The following is a 22,192-nucleotide window of genomic DNA, read 5'->3' as shown; positions in this document are numbered from 1 at the left end:
TCTATAGGCTCCAGCACCTCATAGGACGTTTGCAAGAGGGAGAGCACGGTGGCTTCGCTCGGCCGATAGGTCGTCATATCTTCAAAGAGATCAGCGATGCGCTTAACCGGTATCATATGATACGCATGAAAATAGGCTGCCCACGCGGCGAAGCCAAGACCGTATTGCGTAGGGGCTTTGATATGCGGTGGAAAAGCAGCGACTTGCTTGCGTCCGCAGTGAGCGCAACACCCCGTCTGCGCGCGGTGCTCCGTGGTCCACGTCCGAGGCAGGGGAATGTCAACTTCCTGACGACGTTCGAACCCTTTATGCGTCGCATCCGCGAGCGAATGTCCGCAGTCGGCGCATGTCGTCAGTTTGTGCACCACGATGTGATCCGGGTTGGCTACGAACTCCAGCGTCGTGCCGGGATGCCCTTTCGGAGCCCCCTTCTTGCCGCCTTTTGAGCGCAGGTTCACCGGCTTGCGATACCCATCGCTAGAAGGAGGCTTGCTGCTGTTTCGGCTATTTCGATCCAGTTGGCGCTCCAATTCATGAACACGGGCTTCCAATTTCTTAATTTGGGACGCTTGCGTTTCGATTAGGGCAGCTTGGGCTTCGATCGTGTGGAGGAGGGAGTGAATGAATGCAGCAATCTCCGTATCGCCTTTACTAATCACCAGGACTTGCTCAGGGGACAACTTTGTCTGCTCCATTTGCGCTCACTCCTCTGTCCGTCATAACTTCTTTCTACTTTGTCGGCTGTTGAAAGGTCAATTGTTACAGCTGAGCTAAATATTCCGTTAGGGGGTACCTAAGTAGTAACGAAAAATCACATAAAATCACGAGGGGCGGGACTGTGGCGCGGAGCGAATATGAAAAATCACATAAAATCACGAGGGGCGGGACTGTGGCGCGGAGCGAATATGAAAAATCACATAAAACGCGGAGGAGCGGGACTGCGGCGCGGAGCGAATGTGAAAAATCACATAAAACGCGGAGGAGCGGGACTGTGGCGCGGAGCGAATGCGGAGAACAGCATAAATCGCAGTGGACGGCTGCAACGTCGAACCCGCATCGCCGCGCAACCGTCCCGCCGCCCCGCCTCGCCTCGCAATCGCCGCGACACCGCCGCCGCACCGCCCGGCAACGCGGGCGATTGACAATTCATTCGAATCCGGGCTATCATGGATATGTGAAGTCTGTAATTAACGCCTGCGCGGCTGGAGGAGGGGAGAGACATGAAGTATTCCAAAGCGACGAACTACGCCCTCCATACGATGATGCATATGATGGCGGCCTCTCCGGACAAGCCGATCGGCGTTCAGTCGCTCTCCGAAGCGCAGCGCGTGTCGCCGACGTACTTGTCCAAGATTCTCACGAAGCTGGTGAAGGCCGGCCTGATCGAGTCCGCTTCGGGCGCGAACGGGGGCTATCGGCTGAAGGGGCGCTATGAGGACATCTCGTTCCTCGACATCATCCATGCGGTTGAGGGGACGGCGTCGTTGTTCGATTGCTGCGGGTCCGTGAATTCCGAGTGTCTGATCCACCAGGAGATGCTGTCTGCCGAGGCGGCGATGGAAGAGAAGCTGAGGAACACGCGCATAATCGATCTGGCGAAGCGTCTGGAGCATAGTCATCGGCATGGGTGAAGCGGTGCGGGACGGGACTTGGGCATGGAGGCGATGGTTGTCGCGTCTTCTTGTGTTCTAATCGCGGACATAAGAAGTCTATAATATCTTTAATTGGGCCGAGAAAGTTGGGCAAAAAGAAAGGATGAGACGAATGAGATACGATTGTGCGATCATCGGAGGCGGTCCGGCAGGGTTGAATGCGGCGTTGGTGCTCGGGAGGGCAAGGAAAAGTACGGCTCTGTTCGACGATAACAAGCCGAGGAACGGCGTTACGCACGCTTCCCACGGGTTCATCACGAGAGACGGCGTCAAGCCGGAGGAGTTCCGGCGCATCGCCTACGAGGAAGTGACGGGGTATCCATCGGTTCGGCATTACCCGGCGGAAGTGGTGTCCGTTCGCAGGACGGAGGAAGGCTTCGAGCTGACCGCTTCGACCGGGGAGACCGTCAAGGCGCGCAAGGTGATTCTGTCGGGCGGGCTCAAGGACACGTATCCGGAGATCGAAGGCTTCCGCGACTTCTACGGCAAGAGCCTCTTCGTGTGCCCGTTCTGCGACGGCTGGGAGATGCGCGACAAGCCGCTTGCCGTCGTGTCGAGCCATCCGGCGGCGTTCCACGTGCTCAAGCTGCTGTATCAGAATTGGAGCCGGGATCTGGTCCTGTGCACGAACGGAAGCGGTCACCTGACGGCGGAGCAGCGGGAGAAGCTGGAGGCGAGAGGCATACGGATCGTGGATACGCCTGTCGCCTCCTTCGCCGGAAGCTGCGGTCTGCTGGAGCGGATTACCTTCGCGGATGGCACTTCGATCGAGCGAAGCGGGGGCTTCGTCGCTCCCGTTCAGACGCCCAGCGGGCGGTTCGCCGAGGAGCTTGGCTACGAGGTCGGGGAGAACGGAGAGATCGTGACGGGACCGATGGGCACAACGACGGCAGCCGGCGTCTTCGCGGCCGGCGACGCGGCATACGTCATGCCCTCGCAGTTGATCTACGCGGCGGCTTCCGGGAGCAAAGCGGCGATGTCCGCTATCGGCGAGCTGACGGAGGAGGATTGGGAAGCCCATGATTGAGGCGGGAGAGATCGGGAAGCTGCTGAATCCTCGCCCCGGCGAACGTATTCTCGATCTCGGCTGCGGCAACGGGGACTTGACCGCCTGGATCGCGGCGGCGGGAGCGGATGTAATGGGGATCGATTCGTCGGAAGAAGCGATCGCCCGGGCAAGGATGAGGCATGAACACCTCCGCTTCGAAGTTGCGGACGCTCGCAGCTATCGTGCGGCATCTCCTTTTGACGGCGTATTTTCCCATGCGGTGCTGCACTGGATTCCGGAGCCGGAGCAGGCGGTCGCGGCCGTCTGGCAGGCGCTTCGGGCGGGAGGACGATTCGTTGCGGAGTTCGCCGCCGAAGGCAATGTCGCCACAGTGACCGATGCTATCGAGCGGGCGCTCAGGGAGCATGGCTATGCCGGCGAGGGATGGAATCCGTGGTACTTGCCTTCGATCGGCCAACACGCAAGCTTGCTGGAGAAGATTGGGTTCCGTGTCGCCTTCGCCCAGCACATAGACGCTCCGACCCCGGTCAAGCACGAGCTTGGGCTGCGGCACTGGCTCAACGGGTTCTCCCGGATTTTCGGCGCCGAGGTTGCTCCCGAGCACTTGGAATCGATCTTCGCCTCCGTTGAAGCCGAGACGGAGCCGAAGCTGAAGCGGGACGGCCGATGGACGATGGACACCGCCCGCCTCCGCATCGTGGCGTTCAAGCCCGGCGAATGATATAATACTCGGACATTCTGGCTTGCGGAGTTGGTAAGATCAATGGAACAACGGGTGTACATCCGATTCCCCGAAGAGTCGGACGCCGCGCAGTTGGCGGATATCTACGTGCGCAACCGGGAACTGTTCGGGCGCTTCTCGCCGATCGCCCCGGACGAGCGCTATTCGGAGGAACAGCAGCTTGAGCGGATTCGGAAGGGGAGGGTCGACCGGGCCGAGGACCGGAGGTATTCGTTCGTTGTCTGCTTGAAGGAAGACGATCAAGTGATCGGCGACGTGTCTCTCTCGGCCGTCAAGCGAGGGGTTCTCCAGAGCTGCATGATCGGCTACAATCTGGACGAGAGGCACAGCGGCAAGGGCTATATGACGGAAGCGGTCAAGCTGGCGGCGAGGTATGCGTTCGAGGAGCTCGGGCTGCACCGGATCGTCGGCGAAGCGTCCCCGCGCAATCCGGGTTCGATACGTGTGCTGGAGAAGGCCGGCTTCCACCGGGAGGGCATCTCCCGCAGCAACTTGAAGATCAACGGCGTGTGGGAGGACCATCAGGTGCTGGCGCTGATCAATCCGTCGGGGGATGTGTGAATCGGCGCGGGGCTCGGGGATTTATGTGAAATTTCACATTCGTGCAGCTCGATAACGGGAGTTTGGGCGATTTTTATGCGAAAAACTTCTATGACAACTAGGACAGTTGTCACCCCCTGCCATGAAAATTTTCTGTATGCGGCCATCCGCAGTGATGAAAAGCCAACTGCGAAGAGGCAGTTGGAGAGGGAGATGTGCGGGAAAACCGTACAACGACGCTCCGAAGGGGCAGTTGGAGAGGGCGATGTGCGGGAAATCCGTATAACGGAGCTCTGGAGAGGCAGTTGGAGAGGGAGATGTACGGGAAATCCGTACAACGACGCTCCGAAGCGGCAGTTGGAGAGGGAGATGTGCGGGAAATCCGTATAACGGAGCTCCGAAGAGGCAGTTGGCGAGGGCGATGTGCCATTAGCGGAGGTTAATTTTCGTATTAAATCACATTCGTAGAGAAATTTCCGGCTCGTGGTGCTGGATGTATGCTAAAAATCGTATAAAACGCCTCGATTGCCATGCAATTCAAGCCAATGAATGTGAAAATTGATATAAAATCGCAAAAGTCACATCGGACCAGAGGGCAACAGACATCGGATCGGCGGGCGAATGGCGAATAGGGAATAGTCTTCCCTATTGAACTATCATGACAAGAACAAGTCGGCGATCCCCGCCGGCTTGTTCTGCATGCGCGATTCCGCCTCCGTCAGCATGGATAATTCTGTCTAAATCTTGTTTTCTATGCTACTATGTGAATAGAGCAAACTGGGTCTTAGGGATCATTAGTATATAGGAAGTAGGTAGGATAAAATGAGTACCATACGCCGTGGGGAAGGCGGCTTCTCGCTTCTGGAGGTGCTGGCGGCGATTGTGATTCTATCCATCGTATCGCTCGCGATGACATCATTCTTCGTCCATGCGATGACCTATTCCAAGGGGAACGAGAACAAGACGATCGAGGTCAATCTGGCGCGCAACGCGCTGTTCTTCCTGGGGAAGCAGGACTTCGACCGGTTCCTCGTCTATCTGACAACCTCGGGCAACGGACCGATCTCGACGCGGGGCTGCGAGAAGCTTGTAGATGGGGTCAGCTACTCTTGTCCGGGTTCACCTTCGCTTGCCTCGCTTTTCGAAGAGACGCCTCTCCTGTGGGATGCCCTGAAGCCGGTCGTCAACGGCAAGGAGTACGAGGTCGAAGTGGCGTACAACGAGAGTGTGCTGGACGGCAAGGAAGCGGGAGTGAAGAAGTACCTTCTTCCGGTGAAGGTGTCGGTGGCGGAGAGCGGCAGCTCGCGCAAGAGCGGAAGGAACTCCGCGGAAGTGGAGGGGTACATCACGGATGAACAAATTCGCGAGTAGGCTGCGGAAGGAAGAGAAGGGCCTTACGCTGATCGAGCTGATCGCTTCGCTGTCGATTCTGTCGACGGTCATGATCGTGCTGTACGGAGTCGTTCAGTTCGGGTTCAATTCCTACCATAAAATAACGATAGAGAATTCGCTGAGAGACGAAGGGGACCTTCTCATGTCCTCGATTATTGCGGAGCTGTATGAGCTCGGGCCGACGAAGGTGAGCAAGGTCGGGGGTGAGGTGCTTCTGGAGCGGGACGGGCTGACGCACCGCATCTCGATTGAGGAAGGAGCGCTTCATATCTCGGATTCCTCCGGCGGGGACGGGAGGATCGAGACGGCGTCCGAGGTGTTGGACAGCTCCGAGATCGCGGTCATCTGCCCGTCCGGCATCTCCGAATGCGGAAGCGGGCTGATCGAGATCAAGCTGGAGCTGGCCCAATCCTACGGAGGGCGCGAGCAGACGATGGAGCTGAGCAGCAAGTTCGGCTTCTGATAGAGAGAGGAGGGAGGACATTGGTGAGAGAGGGAGAAAAGGGCTCTGCCCTGCTGCTGACCCTGTTTATTCTGATCGTGTTCACGATGCTCGGGATAGCGGTCATCGGTGCGACGGTCGGCGGTGCGCAGCGGTCCATGACGAGGGAGAAGGATGTGCAGAGCCTGCACCTGGCGGAGATGGCTCTGAATGAGGCGGTTGCGCAGATCGCGGCTTACTTCGACGGCAAGGAAGATATTAATGAAGAAGAAGTCGGCGAGTACATCAGAGAGATCGAGTCGAAGATCAATCTGTCGTCTACGGTGGGCACGAGTATCGACAAGGCGGTCGGTACAATCGACGGGATCAAGCTTGTCGGCACGGAGGAGGTAGGCTCCGGCTACGGCAAGAACTATACGATCAAGATCACGTCCACGGCGGATGTGGACGGCGTAACGCGCAAGCTGGAGCAGCAGGTCGTGCTGAACTCCTTCCCCGAATTCCTCCAGTACGCCTTCGGCTCGGAGGGGAATCTCTACATCAACGGCTCGCCGTATATTCTCGGGAACCTCTATTCCGGCAAGAAGCTCTACATTAAGAATGAAGCGGATTATATTTACGAGGACAGCGAGAAGACGAAGCGGACGGTCTATCCCGCGCTGCGCGGCTCCGCTTATGTCCAGAGCCCGGACAGCATCCAGTATTGTTATGTCGAGAACGCGGGAGCCTCGGGCTGCGAGAACGACCGGCCGGGGGACTATCGGCAGATCAAGCTGAGCGATGCGAGCGGGAACAAGTCGGTGGAAGAGGTGCTCGGCATCCCGGAGTCGATGATCGAGATTCGGAGCAGCAAGAAGTTCGTCGAGGTCAACGTCGAAGAGTCGTTCCTGGACAAGCTGTACGAGGCGGCGGGGATTGCCCGCGGAACGGTTGCTCTGGGAAGCGACTTGAAGAGCGGCGCGGAAGCTTTGATCGACAGCTTGTCCATCCCCCGGATGATTAAGCCGGCACAACCGGCCGACCCGGACGAGGATGAAGAGCTCGAATACCAGAATGCGCTTAACGATTATTACGATCAATTCCGGACGGACGAGCTGACGGGCTCCTATGTTTTCCCGGGCGATCTCGCCGTGACGGGGGAGGAATATGCGCGGCTGCTCTATTCGGCGGGCAGCAAGAACGAGAGAGGAGAGGAAGTCGGCGTCTACAAGAGCAACTGGTTTATCGTCGAAGGGGATTTGGCGATCGACAACCAGAACGAGGCGGAAGCGCTGGATGTGCGAGGGAACATTCTCGTGACCGGCGATGTGCTGATCCGGGGCGACGTTCGGATGGACGCAACGATCTTCACGCTTGGCGAGACGACGATCGAGGACGCGGCTATCGAAGGCTTAAACGGTTCGGAGCTCGTGCTCATCAGCAAGGGGCCGATCCTGATCAACCGGGTCGAAGCGTTTAACGAGATTACGAATCCGTACGATCCCGAACCGACGAATACGACACAATCCCCGCCCGTGCTCAACGCCTTCTTCTACACGGACAGCTCCGCCGAGCTGTATGGCGTCGGCTCTGCGTTCTGGATTCGCGGCGGGTTCTTCTCCAAGGGGGATATGGTCATCAACGCGGTGCTCGGCAACACGGACAAGGGAACGGACGACCTCATGTTCGATGCGAGGAACGAGCTGTCCACCGAAGAGCTGATCGACGTGAGCGAGAAGAACTCGAGCCTGACCGCGCTTAAGCGCCAATCGCGCTTCGTTATCGATTACAACAGCGACGTGTACAGCGATCAGAACGTCGGTCTTCCGAGGGTGCGGCAGATCAACATGGCCATCGGGAAGAAGCGGTTCGCGGATTAATGGAGGCTGCTGGAGCGGACTGACTGCTGGAGTGGACTGACGGATGCCAGGAATTTATGCGAAAATTCACATTGGCGATGCCCGATAACGGGTGGTTTGAGCGATTCTATACGAAAAATAGCATAAATGGAGGAAATTCCGGATCGAATTCTCGCATATATGCTAAAAATCGTATAAAACGCCGCGATTCCCTCGATTCAAAGCCCGCGAATGTGAAAAACCGCATAAAATAAAGAACCGTCAGGGGCGCGCTCTGACGGTTCTTCTTTTCATCTGGCGATTAGTAGCGATTCTTGCCTGGAGTTGTCGTATTCGCCTTCTTCACCAGGACATTAATGGATGCGGTGATCGGATCGCCGTCGGTCGGCGTGTAGGTGACGGTGATGACCGCGCTGCCTGCGTTCTTGGCGGTGACGAGACCGCTGTTGACGGTCGCGGCGTTCGCCGAGCTGACGATCGACCACTTCAGGTTGTTCTTGATCGTTGTGTACAGCGTCCCGCTTGTCGGGTAGATGGCCAACGATACGGCGTTGCTCGTGAGCAACAGGTTGTAGGCGGGATCGCCGATCGTCAGCGTCAAGCTTGTCGGCAGGACGAGATCGACGATCTTGATCGTGAACGTCCTCGAGGTCAGCGCCGGCCCCGTCGAGGAATCCTTATAGGAAGCGACGATCTGGGCCTCGCCCGTGCCTGCGGTGTCGTACGTGCCCTTCGCGCTCGCCGCTCTCACACGGTCGCTGCCGGTCGAGGATACGCTCCAATAAATATGCGAGAGGTCATCGGCCGTCAGCTCCGAAGGAAGCAGACCGGCGAGGTCGATGCCCTTCTTGCCGTAGCGGACGGTCATCGTGCTGTTCGAGCCCAGAGACGGGACGACTCGAATGGCGACCGATGCCGTAATCGGATCGCTGCCGTCCGACGGCGTATAGGTCACGGTGATCGTCTCCGTGCCCGGCTTGCTTCCGGTTGCGATGCCGCCTCCGGTGACGGATATGGTGTTGTCTGCCGTATTGTCCGTCCATGCAAGCGACTCCTTCACGGTCGGAGCGACGGAATCCGGGGCGATGTTCAGCAGCTCGGCCAGATCGGTCGGCTTGCCCTGGATGATCGTTGCAGTCGAAGGAGCGCCAAGATCGATAACGGCGATCTCGATCGTCTTCGTCGCGATGGTGACGGTCTCCGTCTTCCCGTCCGGACGGGTGATCGTCTGTTGATAGGAGACGGTAACGGTTGCGGTCCCGCTGCCTGTCGTGGTCACGTTGCCGGAGGTGTCGACGGCGATGCAGCCGCAGGCGTTGTCGGTCGACCACTTCAGATTGTTCAGCACATCATAGGATACATCGTTTGGCGCGACGGTCAGCTTCGACTTGAGGCCGGCCGATTTGCCCTTGGCAATCGTGACGTGGGCAGGGCCGCTCAATTCGACGACAATCAATCTTGTCGATGCGGTTACCGGGTCCGACTTCGCATTCTTCTGATAGGATGCGGTAATCGTTGTCGAGCCGGCCGCGACTCCGGTCGCGACGCCGTTGGCAGAGCCGATTGTCGCGACCGCCGACTGGCTGCTGCTCCAAGTCGTGTAGCTCTGGATGCCGGAAGCGAGATTCGTCGGCGCAACAATCAGCGCCGTTGCCCACAGATCCCGCTGCAGAGCGGTTCCCTTGCCGATCCGAATCTCGGACGGAAGAGTCAACTGGATCGGCTGAATGACGCTGATGGAGACCGTCTTCGTGTAGGTCTTGGTTTTGTCGGTCGTGATCGTGACAGTGACGTCGACCGTGCCGACGTTAAGGCCGGTCAGATCGCTCTTCAGGCTGCCTGCCGCCGCAGCGAGCTCGGCCTTGCCGCTCTGGCCGGTGCCGAGCGCCCAGCTTACGGTCGAGACGTTCTCGCCTACGGTCTTGAGGACCGCTTCGAGATTGATCGTATCGTTCACGTTCACGGTCGTCGGTCCGACGATGTTGAGCCCCGGAGCGATAACCGTCACGTTCGCCACGGCGATCAGGCCGCTGCCGTCCGTCGCCGTCGCGGTAATCTGGGTCTTGCCTTCCGCCAGGCCCTTGATCACGCCGGAGGATGAGACGGAGACGATCTTCGAATCCGCCGAAGCCCAGGTCAGCGTCTTGTTCGTGGCGTCATCCGGCGTGTAGACCGGAATCAGCTTGGATTCGTCGTTCAGCGCGATAATCGTGTCGCTGAGGCTTAGGCTGGCCAGCTTCGTGACGGCCTGGATCGCGAACGAAGGGAATTGCAGCGTCCGATCGATATCCGTCTGAACGGTCAGGCCGCTCACATAGAAGTCTTTAAAGTCCAGCGAGCTCTTATCCAACAGGTAGTTGCCGTTCTGCTTCGGCGTCGCCTTCACCGTGAAGCTGACCGGATCGGCCTTGAACAGGCTCCCGTCCTTGCGGAACGGAATGTTCGCCAAGGTTCCCGTCAAGGTATAACCCGTGGAGAGCGAGCCGGTGAGCTTCGGATTCAAGAGCAGGGAAGAGACGTCGCTCAGGTTCACTTCCAGGTTCGCCGGGAATGTCTCCGCGAAGGCGATGTCCTTCACGACCAGATCGTTCTCGTCGATTCCGTTCTGGTACGCGATCGACTTCGGCGTAATTGAGTACGTCATCGTGAACGCCGTATCCTTGTCCACCTGGTTGCTGACGACATTGCTCGAGAGGGTGCGCGAGATGTCGATGTTGGCGGTCACCTTGACGACCTTGGTCGTGATTACCTTGGTGACGACAGCGCCGCTGAGGTCCTTGGCCGTAATCGTGACTTCCAGATCGCCGCCGTTCGGAAGCGGGTTGGCATACGAATCCGTGATGATGCTGCCGGTCGTCCCCAGCGTCTCCGGCTTGACGACCTTCGTTGTCCAAGCCGATGCGCCTGTCGCTTTGTATTTAAAGGCAACGGACGTATACAAGTTGCGGTCGATCAGGTCGTAGTCTTCCGCCGTGTAGCTGACCAGGACGTCGCTGTAGGACGGGATGATCCGGTTCGTCGCCGCATAATCCGTCGGCGATTCCACGTTCAAGGTCGGCGCGTGATTCGAACCGATAAAGGCCCGGTACATCGTGTTGACGAACAACTGCTGTTCCCAGGCAGGGAAGCCCGTGTTCGTGTGACCGGTTCCCGAGTAGGTCACGTTGCCGTAAGAGTACGTATAATAGTGGTTCCAACTGTCGTCGACGTCGCGCGTGCCCCCGGTGATGTTGTACCAGGGAATAAGCTTGCGATCCTCAAGGTTCAGCGTGTAGTACTGGTCATGCGTCGTGTTGACCTGAGGCGTTGAGTTGCTGATATTGAACGGGAAGCGGGTCAACAGACCTTCATTGACCTTCTTCGTCGTCGTGGAAGGCTCCTTGGCGTTGAGGCCCATATTCGTGTTTTTGCCGGTCTGGCCCGTCGCTTGCTGGAAGTAGGAGACCCAGTTGGAGGTTGCCCGGTAGACCGTATCGTGAGTGAACATGACGCTTTGCCCGGTCGCGATGTAGTCCTGAACCGCCTTGGCGGCGTTCGCTTCGATGGCGGTCAACTCATTGTACACATCGGCGAATCCGAAAATAAGCATGTCATAATATCCGTTAAGCTGCTTGTATCCGGTACTGTTAAAGGCGGCGATATTTGTCGTTGTGATCGTGATCTCGTAATCGTTCGACTTCAAGTAGCTTTGATTCATGTTGCCCGACTTCGTCAGGCTGCTCGCGTCCTGGCCGCTGCCGGTTCCCGGAAGAATCTGCAGCACGTTGATCTTCGTAATCTCGTCGCGGAAGCGGATGACGCCGAACTGCGCGTCCTTCAGACCGCTCGCCGTGTCCTCGATCTCAAGCTTCCAATAATGGACGCCGGAATATCCCTTCGGCAAGCGGAAGCTGAGCGTGTTGCCGGCAAGCTGCGCCACCGGCTGGGCGGTGACGAGCTGCTCGGCGCCGAACGTCAGCACATAGTCGATTCCGATGTAGAGCTTGGCCGTCAGGCTGCGCTTGCTAATGTCGCTAATGTTGCCGACGGAGAAGGTGAAGTCCATCGTGTCTCCGGCTTTGTACAGATAGTTCGTGTTGGCCGTGTAATCCGTCGGTTTGCTGCTGATCGTCAGCCGTGGCCGCGCTGCCGCATAAGCGAACAAATCCGTCTTGTCCAGGAAGGTCTTCGCCGTGAGAAGATTAAGGTCCCCTACGAAAATCACGTTGTCGGTGCTGGAGACGGGAACATAGGAGGTCGACGCGGAAGGGGTTGAGTCTGAGCCGACATAAGCCTTGAAGGCGGTCTTCAGCTTGCCGGCCGTGTTCTGGAAGTAAGCGCCGCTGCCGCTGGTGCTGCTGTTCGCTCCTTGGCTGTAGACGATAACCGGAAGGCCCCGCTCGATGTAATCTGCCTTGATCTCGTTCATCTTAAGGTCCGTGATGTCGTTCATGAGATCGGTAGTGTTGTGATTCTGATCGGTGCCGACCAGAGTCGCATTGTAGCTCCCCTTGCCGATATAGATGGCGTCGTACTTGCCGTCGAGGTCATCGCGCAGAGCGACGAATTGCTTCATGCGGAGCGTCTCGACCGTAATCTTCGGGCTCGTGTAAGAAGCGAATAGGGAACTCAGATCGGACTCTCCGCTGTCGGTGATCTCCAGGATGCGGATCTCCGATTGGGTTGAGGTCGGGTTCGTGGAGGAGACGACCTTCAGGGTGAACAACTGAGCTGTGCCTGTATTAGAGGATTGATCGGCGGCTAATCTGAAGTTGTCGTCATAAGTAGTACTTGCCGACAGGAATTTATTGCTCTTCAAAGATTTGAATGTGTAGTCATTGTCCGACGGGATCATAGCGAACTTCTCAGCGCTTGTCATGCTGCCGTTGCTGATGGTGGTCATGGACACCGTGCCGCTGCTGGATACCGTTACGTATTGATTAGTACCGGACTTGGAGAGGAAGGAGACCGTGCCGTCGCTCCATATCTTCAAGTCGAACTGTTGAGCGGAGCCGCTGGATGTGGACGAATTGGCGTAAAGAGATGAGTTGCTGACCGTAACAAAGGCAGCGGTGCTTGTCACCGTTTTGTTTTTCTCTTTCTTCGACGCGGTAGCCGAAGACTTCAACGTCACCGTAACCGTCGAATCCGCCGCCGCCGCGATCTTCGCGATTCCGCCGATCGAAGCGAACAGCGAGACCAGCATCGCGATTGTGAGCAGCAGATTGATTTTCCCCCTGATAGAACGAACCATAATATCCCCCTCATTTGTTAACTCTGCATTAACTATGTAAGCTGAATTTTAATAGGTTCTAAGAACTAGGCATTCTTGCCCTATTCTACCATAAACATCTGAACAAATACTGAAAATTTACCAATTGCAAAAAGATTGTTTTTTCGCGAAAATCCGCTGTTGTGTTCTCGAATCAGTTGGTTATATAATACCTTCAGGCAATTTATGGGGGCTTTGTTCCTACAAAGTGACATGAAAACAGCCGAAATTCAAATGTAAGCATTTCCAATTTCCGTCTCTCATTTTCTGAAAAACAGTAGGTTTTCGGAACTATGCTTGGATCGAACGGAAACTAAGTATAAAACTATTAACTAGGTATAACTGACTATATCGGAAAGGGGGGCGGTTATGGCGGTCGTTAAGAAAAGATTGGGAGACTTGCTGGTCGAGAGCGGGATCATCTCCGACGTCCAGCTTCAGGAGGCGCTCCAGGAGCAGCGAAGGACAAAGCAGAAGCTCGGCGACTTGCTCATCTCTCAAGGATACATAACCGAGCAGCAACTGATCGAGGTGCTGGAGTTCCAGCTCGGCATCCCGCACGTCAGCCTGTTCAAGTACCAGATCGATTCTTCCATCGCGCAGATCATTCCCGAGAGCTTGGCGAGACGCTATCAGGCGATTCCGATCGAGAAGGACGGAGGCAGTCTGCTCGTCGCCATGGCCGACCCTCTCGACTACTTCGCCATCGAAGAGCTGCGGATGAGCACGGGCTTCCGGATCAAGCCGGCCATCTCGAGCAAGGAGGAGCTGCAGCGGGCCATCGCCCGGCACTACGGCCTTCAGGATTCGATGAGCCAACTGCTCGGCGACCTTCCGACGCAGGAGGACATCCGCGAGACCGAGATTACGAATGAGGATTCGCCGGTCGTCCGGCTGGTGAACCAGATGATCCAGCAGGCGATGCAGCTTAAGGTGTCGGATATCCACGTCGATCCGGGCGAGCACCACGTTGCGATCCGCTACCGGGTAGACGGCGTGCTCCGCACGGAGCGGACGATTCCGAAGCAGATGCAGGGCTTCATCACGGCGCGGCTGAAGATTATGGCCAAGCTGAACATCGCCGAGCGGCGGCTGCCGCAGGACGGGCGGATGAAGATGCAGGCGGGATTGCAGGCCGTCGACATCCGGGTCTCGTCGCTTCCAACCATCTACGGGGAGAAAATCGTTCTGCGTCTCCTCGACCTAAGCAGCGGAGTAAAGGCGATCGAGCACCTTGGCTTCCACCCTCGCAACCAGCAGTTGTTCCGCGGCATGATCGATCGTCCGTACGGCATTCTGCTCATTACCGGGCCGACGGGAAGCGGGAAGACGACAACGCTGTACTCGGCGCTCAATCATCTCAATCAGGAGAGCACGAACATCATCACGGTCGAGGACCCGGTCGAGTATCAGCTTGAGGGCATCAACCAGGTGCAGGTCAATCCGACCATCGGGCTGACGTTCGCCGCCGGATTGCGGTCGATTCTTCGTCAGGACCCCAATGTCGTCATGGTCGGGGAGATCCGCGATTCCGAGACGGCGGAGATTGCGATCCGCGCTTCGCTCACCGGCCACATGGTGCTGTCGACGCTGCACACGAACGATTCGGTCAGCTCGGTGACGCGGCTGCGGGATATGGGGATCGAACCGTATCTGGTCGCGTCCTCGCTCATCGGCGTTGTCGCCCAACGGCTCGTGAGACGGATATGCCCGGACTGCCGAACGCTCCACACTCCGACCGAGCAGGAGCTGTCGCTTCTCGAAGGGCGCGGGCGCAGGGTCGAGAAGCTGTACAAGGGAGCGGGCTGCGGCAACTGCAACCGGTCCGGCTACCGGGGGCGGGTCGCCATCCACGAGGTGCTGGCGATCGATTCCTCCGTCCGGCAGCTCATCAACCATTCCTCGACCGTCGAGGATCTGCGGAAGGCGGCGGACCGCCAGGGCATGATCTCCTTGCTCGACGACGGGCTCGACAAGGTTCTTCAAGGAATCACGACCGTCCAGGAAGTCATTCGCGAGACTGTAGCTTATTAGAAGGAGGTCGAGGATCATCGAGAGAGCTTACGACAGCATGATCGCGCTTCTGGAGCGGGCGCACCACTCCAAGGCGTCGGATCTTCACATCACGGCGGGGTCTCCGCCCGTCATGCGGATTCACGGGAAGCTGGAAGCCATCGGCGAGGAGAAGATCGGGTCCGAACAGGCCAGACAGATGGCCTTGTCGCTTCTGAGCTCGGAGCAAGCGGAGCGCTTCGAGCAGGCGGGGGAGCTTGACTTCTCCTGCGAGCTGGATGGGCTGTCGCGCTACCGCGTGAACGCTTATCGCCAGAGGGGCAAGGTGAGCATCGCCGTGCGAACCATCCCAACGGCGATCCCGACGATGGCGCAGTTGCAACTGCCGCCGATTCTCTCCACTCTCGCACTGAAGCCGCAGGGGCTCATTCTCGTCACCGGACCGACGGGCAGCGGCAAGTCGTCCACCTTGGCGGCGATGATCAACCACATCAACACAACGGAGCGGAAGCATATCGTCACGCTTGAGGACCCGATCGAGTACTTGCATTCGCACGGGACGTCGATTATCGACCAGAGAGAGGTCGGCAGCGACACGCGAAGCTTCGCGAACGGACTGCGCGCGGCGCTGCGGCAGGACCCGGACGTCATTCTGGTCGGGGAGATGCGCGACCTGGAGACGATCTCGGCCGCCGTAACCGCCGCCGAGACCGGGCACCTTGTGTTCGCGACGCTGCATACGACGGACGCTCCCCAGACGATCGACCGAATCATCGACGCATTCCCCGGACATCAGCAGGGGCAGATCCGGTCGCAGCTCGCGGCGGTGCTGCTCGCGGTCGTCTCGCAGCGGCTGTTCCCGAGGATGCAGGGCAAGGGGCGCGCGTGCGCGACGGAGATTATGGTCAACACGCCGGCGGTCGCGAATCTGATCCGGACGGAGAAGATTCATCAGATCAAGAGCGTTATGCAGACGGGGCGGGCGCTGGGCATGCACACGCTCGAGACGTCGATCAAGGATCTGCTCGCGATTGGAGCCATCGAACCCGCGGCCGGACGAGCTTACCTCGCTGAAGCGGGAGCGTACTGATGGCCGACTTCATCTACCAGGTCAAGAGCCAGGCCGGCCGGCACATCAAGGGCAAGCTGTCGGCGATGGACAAGTCGGCCGCCATGGAGGAGCTTCGCAAGCGGAACCTGGTTGTCCTGTCGCTCGTCGAACAGCGCAACACGCTGCTCTCGATGGACATCTACATCGGCAACCCGGTCAAGGGCGAGCAATTCATCATGTACTGCCGCCAGTTCGCGACGCTGATCCGGGCAGGAGTGTCCATCGTCGACGCGACGGCCATTCTGGCCGAGCAGACGGAGAGCAAGCCGCTCAAGAAAGCTCTGGCCGACGTCCATACTTCGCTTCTTCGCGGAGTGGCCTTCTCCCAGGCGATTGTGGAACATAAGAAAATCTTCCCGGCCATCTTCGTCAACATGATCCGGGCCGGGGAGGAGACGGGCGATATCGAGGGGACGCTGGACCGGCTTGCGCTGTTCCTCGAGAAGCAGCACGTCACGAAGGAGAAGATCAAGTCGGCGATGACCTACCCGGCCGTCGTCGGTGCGATTGCGATTCTCGCCTGCATCTACCTGCTGAAGGCGGTCGTGCCGCAGTTCGTGACGATGTTCGAATCGATGAATGCGGAGCTGCCGGCCATCACCCGAATGGTGCTGGCGCTCAGCAACAGCATCGAGCATCAGTGGCTCTTCTGGCTGCTGGGCATAGTCGCGATCATCGCGGCGTACCAGGCGGCGAAGCGGACCCGCAAGGGCGGCTATTGGATCGACTACGCCAAGCTGAAGGTGCCGATCTTCGGCAAGCTGAAGCAGAAGGGCGCCATCGCGCAGATGTCTCGCACGCTCTCCTCGCTGTACGCGAGCGCCGTGCCGGTGCTGCAATCGCTCAGCATCGTCGAGGAGCTCGTCGCGAACAAGGTCATCGGCGGCTACATCCACAGCGCGGCCGACTCGCTTCGGCAGGGGAACCCGCTGTCCGATCCGCTGAAGAAGGCCTGGGTGTTCCCGCCGATGGTCACGCAGATGATCTCGATCGGCGAGGAGACCGGCGCGCTCGACCAGATGCTCTCGAAGGTGGCCGACTTCTACGAGATGGACGTCGAGAACACCGTCGACCGACTCAAGTCGCTGCTTGAGCCGCTTCTTATCGTGTTCCTCGCGGGAATCGTCGGCACGATCGTCGCCGCCATTATGCTTCCGATGTTCTCGCTGTACGGCGAGATGGGATGACGCAAGTTCGCCGGAAGGTTCATTAGCCCGCGACCTGGAGGGGCTTCTGATAGATAGAAGTACGCGAGTGGACAAGCAACCAATTCTAAGTGTGTAGGGGGAAATGAACATGAAAGCAGCTATTCTGAGGCGTCTCGGCAAGGAAGAGAAAGGCTTCACCCTGATCGAGCTTCTCGCCGTCATCGTCATCCTGGCCGTCATCGCCGCGATTGCGGTTCCTTTGATTGGGAATGTGATTAGTAAGTCAAAGTCGGATTCGGACGTTGCTACGGCACGCCAGATTTATGATGCGGCTAGAATCTATGTTACTTCGGAATTGAGCGGAGACTTCAAAAATACTGGTGTTACTGGGAATCTCACCATTCCGATTGTTGGAACTACCGGTCTTCAAGGTAAAGGCTATTTAGATAGCAACTTAGTTCTTCCTAGCACGAAGAAAGTAATTACTGGCGGGTCTGTAGTGTTTAGGCAAAGTGATGGTGCATTACTTTATGTATCCTTGACGACAACGACTGGCGGTACAACTGATTTGCAGTACTATAAAGGCTCCGATGTATTAGCAAGTACGGGCTCAGCTACGGCGACTGAACCGACTGCTCCTTAACCTGAGTTCAAGCTCTTAATGAAGTTAAGCAAAACAGGAACCGCCCTGCGGTTCCTGTTTGCCTAAAAACCTGTTAAGTCCGTAATCTCCCACCGAAAGAGACCTGACCCATGACGATCTTGCTCTCCATCTATCTGTTCTGCTTAGGGGCGGTGCTCGGCTCCTTCTATAATGTCGTTGCGCTGAGGGTGCCGGTCGGCGAGTCGGTGGTGCGGCCGGCGTCGCGGTGCGGGAGCTGCGGGCGGCAGTTGGCTGCCCGAGACCTGGTGCCGATCGTCAGCCTGGCGCTGTCGGGAGGGAAGTGCAGGCATTGCGGAGCGAAGGTATCGCGGCTCTATTCGCTCGGCGAGGCGGCGACGGGGCTGCTGTTCGTGCTTATGTACTTGAGGTTCGGCCTGACTCTCGAGGCGCTGACCGGAGCGCTGCTGGCAAGCGTGTGCGTCATCGTGGCCGTGTCGGACCTGAAGTACATGCTCATTCCGAACAAGGTGCTGCTGAGCTTCTCGCCTTTGCTCGTCGCGGCGATCCTGCTGGCGCATTCGCAGCCGATCTGGAGCCATCTGCTCGGAGCGGCTGTCGGGGGCGGAGGATTGTTGGCCGTTGCGCTGCTCTCGCGAGAGGGAATGGGGCTCGGGGACGTCAAGCTGTTCGCGCTGCTCGGCTGGGTGGTCGGGCTTCGTTATCTGCTGCTCGCGATTCTGGTTGCGAGTCTGGTTGGTTTGCTGGTCGGAGCCGCGCGTCGGGGCGGCCGCAAGCAGCCAATTCCGTTCGGCCCGTTCCTGGGGCTCGGCGCATTGGTCGCATATGGATACGGAGCTTCTATCGTGGACTTCTACTTATCTCTATTCCGCTAACAAGCTTTCTCTTCGTATGACTCGATTGACAAGGTTTATTTTCCTATTGGGATGTGAGAAGGCAATGTTCGGTTCTAGCTCCAAGAGGATAGGATTGACGATCGGTCCCTCCGGAGCCCGGCTGGTCAAGCTGCGCAAGAAGAGACATTGGACGATCGAGAGCTCCGGCGTGCTGCCGCTGTCTCCGGATGCATACGCGGATGAGCAACTGAAGGATACGGACGATCTGCGTCGCCAACTGAAGCGGTGGGTCAGGCGGATGAAGCTGACCGGATCGCCCGTGGTCATTCCGATTCAGACGTCGCAGGCGATTATTCGCCGAATCCAGATCCAGACGACGAACCGCAAGGATCTTCACCAACTGGTTGCGCTGGAGGTCGAGACGGCGCTGCATCTTCCGTTCGAGGACCCGGTCTACGACTATGTTGTCGTGGGCGAGGAGGAGAATGCGACGCAGGTGCTCGTGTTCGCGGCATCGCGCCAATTGATCGAGCAGCAGGTGAAGCTGGTCGAGTCCGCCGGGCTTAAAGTGCGGGGTGTGGAGCTGTCGGCCACTGCGCTCGCCCGCGCGATCCGGACCCTCGACAGGAGCTCCTTCCAAGAGACGCTGCTTGTGAATCAGGAGCCGGACTCGCTGGAGATCTATATGTTTTACCAGGGACAGCCGGTGTTCGTGCGGTCGATCTCTCTGTTCAGCGCATTGGACGATGGGGGCCAGTTGAGCCCGTCGCAGCTTGGCGAGATGACCGCCGAGATCTCGAGAATGCTGAACTTCTATCAGTTCAGTATTCATGAAGGGCAATCCCGCATCGCCGAAGCCCGCATCGCCGGATCGAAGGCGGTCAGGGATCAACTGTGCGCCGCGCTTCAGGAGCTGCAGCCGGACATGGACGTGCGGACAATATCGTTCCAGCCGTATGCCCCGGGCAAGCGGGACGAGTCGTACGCGGACGGGCAACGGGTAGCGATCGGCCTTGCGTTGTGGCCGAACGAGGAGAAGCGGATCAACCTGCTTCCGAAGGTCGACCGCGAAGCGAAGGTGGCTCCGTATGCGCTCGCGGGGACGCTTCTTGTGTGGGTGCTCTGCCTGGCCGCGATGCTGTACTACTACTACGATAGCCGCTCGGAGCTGCAGGCCGGCAAGCGGCAGGCCGACGAGCTCCAGTTGAACCTCGCCTCCCTGGAGAACGGCATCATCGCCCAACAGAAGCCGAAGGACGGGGCAACCGACCCTTCGCAGGCGGTCGTCGCGATCCGGAACAATCGGCGAGTGGTGACCGATGTGCTCGCCGAGCTCAAGGAGAAGCTGCCGGCAGGAGCGGTCATTCGCACGTTGAACTACAATGCGTCGTCGCAGATCGGGCTTACGGTCACGCTGAACCGGCCGGAAGACGTCTCGCGGTATTTGTATGAGCTGCGCCGCATGTCATTCGCGGAGGATGCGACGCTCCAGTCGGTTGTCGAAGAGAAGGCTGCTTCCGCGGCTGCGGACCTTGAGACATCCCCATTGTCGGCGACGAAGCTGACCGCCGTCTATGCGGTGCCGTTCAAGAAGCCGGAAGGAGGAGCCAAGAATGCTGCAGACGGCAACCAATAAGAGAACGCTGGGCACACTCGGGATTTTGCTTCTGTTTGTCTTCCTCCTCGGATTTTATTTTCTCCAGGTCAATCCCTTGACTGGCGATATCAAGAAGCAGGAGGACGAGGTCTCCCGTCTTCAGAAGCAGAGCGATCTGCTGACGAAGAAGCTGAACGAGAAGCTGGCGGAGAAGGGGAGCGAGAACATGGACGAGATCCAGAAGGCGCTCCCGCTCTGGGATAACACGGAGCAGCTCCTGATGGACCTGAACAAGATCGGCAGCGCCGTTGCCGTGAAGACGAGCAGTGTGACGTTCTCCGCCTCCGAGTCGAACGAGCTGCAGACGATCGTCGGCGGGGAGCAAAGCCCTTATCCAACCGTACACGAGCTGAAGACATCCGTTGTGCTGCAAGGGACGTACGAGCAGTTGCTCGCGTGGTTCGACCGGCTTCAACAGATGGAGCGGCTGACCAATATCGATTCGTTCACCCTCGCCCAGCCGACGACTGCCGAAGAGAAGCTGAAGCCGATCACGATCAGCGTCAGCCTGACGGCGTATTTCGATCCGTCTTACAGCGAGCTGGTGACGGAAGTGCTGGAGCCGTTCTGAGCAGGGGGAGGCCCGCCCGCAGCAGCGGGGGGGCGCTCCGTATCTGCACGCAATAGAACAAATTGGTGCATTTTGCTTCAAGGCTGCCGTGACGGCGGCTTTTTTGCGTTTTTGAAGAAAGGATCAATCTCGGATCATCTTATGCCAGTTGACACCGATGTCGCAAAGCTCCTGCGGCGGACCGGAGTGTAGATTGTAATCGAAATTTCGATCTTATTTGCACAAAGGGGGCGCCAGACGCAAATTATAGTCGAAATTTCAACCTTATTTGCCTGGAGCGGACGGTCGACCGCGAAATAAAGGCGAAAATTCGATCTTATTCGCCTGAAGCGGGCAGACGGGAACCATGTATGATCGAAATTTCGATCATAATGCTCGATGCACATAGGAGCTGGCCGGGTCGGGGCGAATCGGAGTGAATCGGTGCGTCATGGCATGGCATGATTCCAATCGTTGACTGTCTATGGAGGGGGCAGTTATCGCTTAAGCCATAGGCACCGCCGCGGCACCTATTCGAACGATGAGCAGAGGGGCGGAAGCGGTGGCAAAAGCCGGCGAAGCTGTCGAAGCTGCGCCGATACCTCACCGATGTCGCGCTAATACCACACCAATACCAGACCAATATCGCACCGACAGCACCGACATCATCGATACCGCGCCGATAACACATCAAACACATCAATACCGCACGGACACTGCACCGACAGTACCGATAGCGCGCCGATAACACATGAATACCACACGGACACCGCACCGACATCATCGATAGCGCGCCAACAACACATCAAACACATCAATACCGCACGGACACTGCACCGACAGTACCGATAACGCGCCGATGCTTCACCGAGGCCAACCGATACCGCACGGATGCCGCAGAATGGCAGAAATTTATGTGAAAAATCACATTCGTGTAGCTCGAGGATGGGCAGTTTGACGATTATATGCGAAAAATCACATTCGTGCCGAAGAAAAAGGGGCTTCGCGCGAAATGAATGTGAAAAATCGCATATATGGAGCAAATTCCAGCCCAGGCGGCTGGATGTATGCGAAAAATCACATAAAACACCGCGATTGCCTCCAATCCGAGCCGATGAATGTGAAAATTCATATAAAACGCAAAAGTAACACTGCCAAGGCATCGGACACGGGGGGGAAAACCCATCGAATCCGGATCAGGAGAAGTGAGTAGCGAGTTGGAAGTCGGGGGAGTGGCGAAGCGGGTGGGAGTTGGCAGCAGTTGAGGAGGAGGAGGGAGCGGGTGGGGAGTTGGCGGGGAGGGGGAGCAGTTGGAGGAGTGAATGAGTGAGTGTCGGGAGTTGGTGGACGAGTGAATAAGCCGAAGGAGCGAGGGAGTTAATGCGGTCC

The 22,192-nt window shown here is 57.9% G+C and carries 16 protein-coding genes; 14 read left to right on the top strand and 2 right to left on the bottom strand.

Annotated features, from left to right (window positions below):
• The coding region (locus E6C55_RS17995; protein WP_211093604.1) for a DUF6444 domain-containing protein at nucleotides 1–695 on the bottom strand (695 nt) is incomplete at its 3' end.
• 525 nt (nucleotides 696–1,220) lie between these two features.
• On the opposite strand from E6C55_RS17995, the gene E6C55_RS17990 reads away from it, so the two are divergent.
• From E6C55_RS17990 to E6C55_RS17960, 7 genes are all read left to right on the top strand, one after another.
• Nucleotides 1,221–1,631, top strand: a complete 411-nt coding sequence (locus E6C55_RS17990) for an RrF2 family transcriptional regulator (protein ID WP_136371199.1) — start codon at nucleotides 1,221–1,223, stop codon at nucleotides 1,629–1,631.
• 133 nt (nucleotides 1,632–1,764) lie between these two features.
• Nucleotides 1,765–2,679, top strand: a complete 915-nt coding sequence (locus tag E6C55_RS17985; RefSeq protein WP_136371198.1) for an NAD(P)/FAD-dependent oxidoreductase — start codon at nucleotides 1,765–1,767, stop codon at nucleotides 2,677–2,679.
• Entirely contained in the window at nucleotides 2,672–3,382 is a 711-nt protein-coding gene (locus E6C55_RS17980) for a class I SAM-dependent methyltransferase (protein WP_136371197.1), read from the top strand. The genes E6C55_RS17985 and E6C55_RS17980 overlap by 8 nt, the downstream gene beginning before the upstream one ends.
• A gap of 42 nt (nucleotides 3,383–3,424) precedes the next feature.
• Nucleotides 3,425–3,964 carry a GNAT family N-acetyltransferase gene (locus E6C55_RS17975; RefSeq protein ID WP_136371196.1) on the top strand — a complete coding sequence of 180 codons (540 nt, stop codon included), beginning with the start codon at nucleotides 3,425–3,427 and terminating at the stop codon, nucleotides 3,962–3,964.
• An 801-nt stretch (nucleotides 3,965–4,765) separates the two neighbouring features.
• On the top strand, nucleotides 4,766–5,314 hold the full coding sequence (locus tag E6C55_RS17970; RefSeq protein WP_136371195.1) for a PulJ/GspJ family protein: 549 nt from the start codon (nucleotides 4,766–4,768) through the stop codon (nucleotides 5,312–5,314).
• Nucleotides 5,295–5,798: a prepilin-type N-terminal cleavage/methylation domain-containing protein gene (locus E6C55_RS17965; RefSeq protein ID WP_136371194.1), complete on the top strand. Its 504-nt coding sequence runs from the start codon at nucleotides 5,295–5,297 to the stop codon at nucleotides 5,796–5,798. Before E6C55_RS17970 ends, E6C55_RS17965 begins: the two co-directional genes overlap by 20 nt.
• Nucleotides 5,799–5,821: 23 nt before the next feature.
• Nucleotides 5,822–7,636: a hypothetical protein gene (locus tag E6C55_RS17960; protein WP_136371193.1), complete on the top strand. Its 1,815-nt coding sequence runs from the start codon at nucleotides 5,822–5,824 to the stop codon at nucleotides 7,634–7,636.
• A gap of 280 nt (nucleotides 7,637–7,916) precedes the next feature.
• Here the strand turns inward: E6C55_RS17960 and E6C55_RS17955 are convergent, their stop codons facing one another.
• On the bottom strand, nucleotides 7,917–12,848 hold the full coding sequence (locus tag E6C55_RS17955; protein WP_136371192.1) for a DUF5057 domain-containing protein: 4,932 nt from the start codon (nucleotides 12,846–12,848) through the stop codon (nucleotides 7,917–7,919).
• Between the two features lie 387 nt (nucleotides 12,849–13,235).
• Between E6C55_RS17955 and E6C55_RS17950 the strand changes: the two genes are divergently transcribed.
• The 7 genes from E6C55_RS17950 (at nucleotide 13,236) to pilO (ending at nucleotide 20,824) form a co-directional block, all read left to right on the top strand.
• Nucleotides 13,236–14,900 carry a GspE/PulE family protein gene (locus tag E6C55_RS17950; RefSeq protein WP_136371191.1) on the top strand — a complete coding sequence of 555 codons (1,665 nt, stop codon included), beginning with the start codon at nucleotides 13,236–13,238 and terminating at the stop codon, nucleotides 14,898–14,900.
• Nucleotides 14,901–14,937: 37 nt separating this feature from the next.
• Nucleotides 14,938–15,969: a type IV pilus twitching motility protein PilT gene (locus E6C55_RS17945; RefSeq protein WP_136371190.1), complete on the top strand. Its 1,032-nt coding sequence runs from the start codon at nucleotides 14,938–14,940 to the stop codon at nucleotides 15,967–15,969.
• On the top strand, nucleotides 15,969–17,177 hold the full coding sequence (locus tag E6C55_RS17940; RefSeq protein WP_136371189.1) for a type II secretion system F family protein: 1,209 nt from the start codon (nucleotides 15,969–15,971) through the stop codon (nucleotides 17,175–17,177). Before E6C55_RS17945 ends, E6C55_RS17940 begins: the two co-directional genes overlap by 1 nt.
• A gap of 109 nt (nucleotides 17,178–17,286) precedes the next feature.
• Nucleotides 17,287–17,781 carry a type II secretion system protein gene (locus E6C55_RS17935; RefSeq protein ID WP_230986733.1) on the top strand — a complete coding sequence of 165 codons (495 nt, stop codon included), beginning with the start codon at nucleotides 17,287–17,289 and terminating at the stop codon, nucleotides 17,779–17,781.
• A 110-nt stretch (nucleotides 17,782–17,891) separates the two neighbouring features.
• Nucleotides 17,892–18,635 (top strand): prepilin peptidase, encoded by a 744-nt coding sequence (locus E6C55_RS17930; RefSeq protein WP_136371188.1) that lies wholly within the window; start codon nucleotides 17,892–17,894, stop codon nucleotides 18,633–18,635.
• Between the two features lie 94 nt (nucleotides 18,636–18,729).
• Nucleotides 18,730–20,232: a pilus assembly protein PilM gene (gene pilM, locus E6C55_RS17925; RefSeq protein WP_168735715.1), complete on the top strand. Its 1,503-nt coding sequence runs from the start codon at nucleotides 18,730–18,732 to the stop codon at nucleotides 20,230–20,232.
• Nucleotides 20,210–20,824: a type 4a pilus biogenesis protein PilO gene (gene pilO / locus E6C55_RS17920; protein ID WP_168735714.1), complete on the top strand. Its 615-nt coding sequence runs from the start codon at nucleotides 20,210–20,212 to the stop codon at nucleotides 20,822–20,824. The genes pilM and pilO overlap by 23 nt, the downstream gene beginning before the upstream one ends.
• Nucleotides 20,825–22,192: the final 1,368 nt, after the last annotated feature.

Source organism: Cohnella fermenti (genome assembly GCF_004801405.1).
Classification (GTDB): domain Bacteria; phylum Bacillota; class Bacilli; order Paenibacillales; family Paenibacillaceae; genus Cohnella; species Cohnella fermenti.
This window is presented reverse-complemented; position numbering and strand designations above follow the sequence as displayed.

Bases quoted from the DNA above. Each gene is read 5' to 3' on its own strand.
- E6C55_RS17955 (WP_136371192.1), bottom strand. From the start codon at position 12,848: ATGGTTCGTTCTATCAGGGGGAAAATCAATCTGCTGCTCACAATCGCG.
- pilO (WP_168735714.1), top strand. From the start codon at position 20,210: ATGCTGCAGACGGCAACCAATAAGAGAACGCTGGGCACACTCGGGATT.
- E6C55_RS17990 (WP_136371199.1), top strand. From the start codon at position 1,221: ATGAAGTATTCCAAAGCGACGAACTACGCCCTCCATACGATGATGCAT.
- E6C55_RS17965 (WP_136371194.1), top strand. From the start codon at position 5,295: ATGAACAAATTCGCGAGTAGGCTGCGGAAGGAAGAGAAGGGCCTTACG.
- E6C55_RS17975 (WP_136371196.1), top strand. From the start codon at position 3,425: ATGGAACAACGGGTGTACATCCGATTCCCCGAAGAGTCGGACGCCGCG.
- E6C55_RS17940 (WP_136371189.1), top strand. From the start codon at position 15,969: ATGGCCGACTTCATCTACCAGGTCAAGAGCCAGGCCGGCCGGCACATC.
- E6C55_RS17985 (WP_136371198.1), top strand. From the start codon at position 1,765: ATGAGATACGATTGTGCGATCATCGGAGGCGGTCCGGCAGGGTTGAAT.
- E6C55_RS17930 (WP_136371188.1), top strand. From the start codon at position 17,892: ATGACGATCTTGCTCTCCATCTATCTGTTCTGCTTAGGGGCGGTGCTC.
- E6C55_RS17950 (WP_136371191.1), top strand. From the start codon at position 13,236: ATGGCGGTCGTTAAGAAAAGATTGGGAGACTTGCTGGTCGAGAGCGGG.
- E6C55_RS17980 (WP_136371197.1), top strand. From the start codon at position 2,672: ATGATTGAGGCGGGAGAGATCGGGAAGCTGCTGAATCCTCGCCCCGGC.
- E6C55_RS17935 (WP_230986733.1), top strand. From the start codon at position 17,287: ATGAAAGCAGCTATTCTGAGGCGTCTCGGCAAGGAAGAGAAAGGCTTC.
- E6C55_RS17945 (WP_136371190.1), top strand. From the start codon at position 14,938: ATGATCGCGCTTCTGGAGCGGGCGCACCACTCCAAGGCGTCGGATCTT.
- E6C55_RS17970 (WP_136371195.1), top strand. From the start codon at position 4,766: ATGAGTACCATACGCCGTGGGGAAGGCGGCTTCTCGCTTCTGGAGGTG.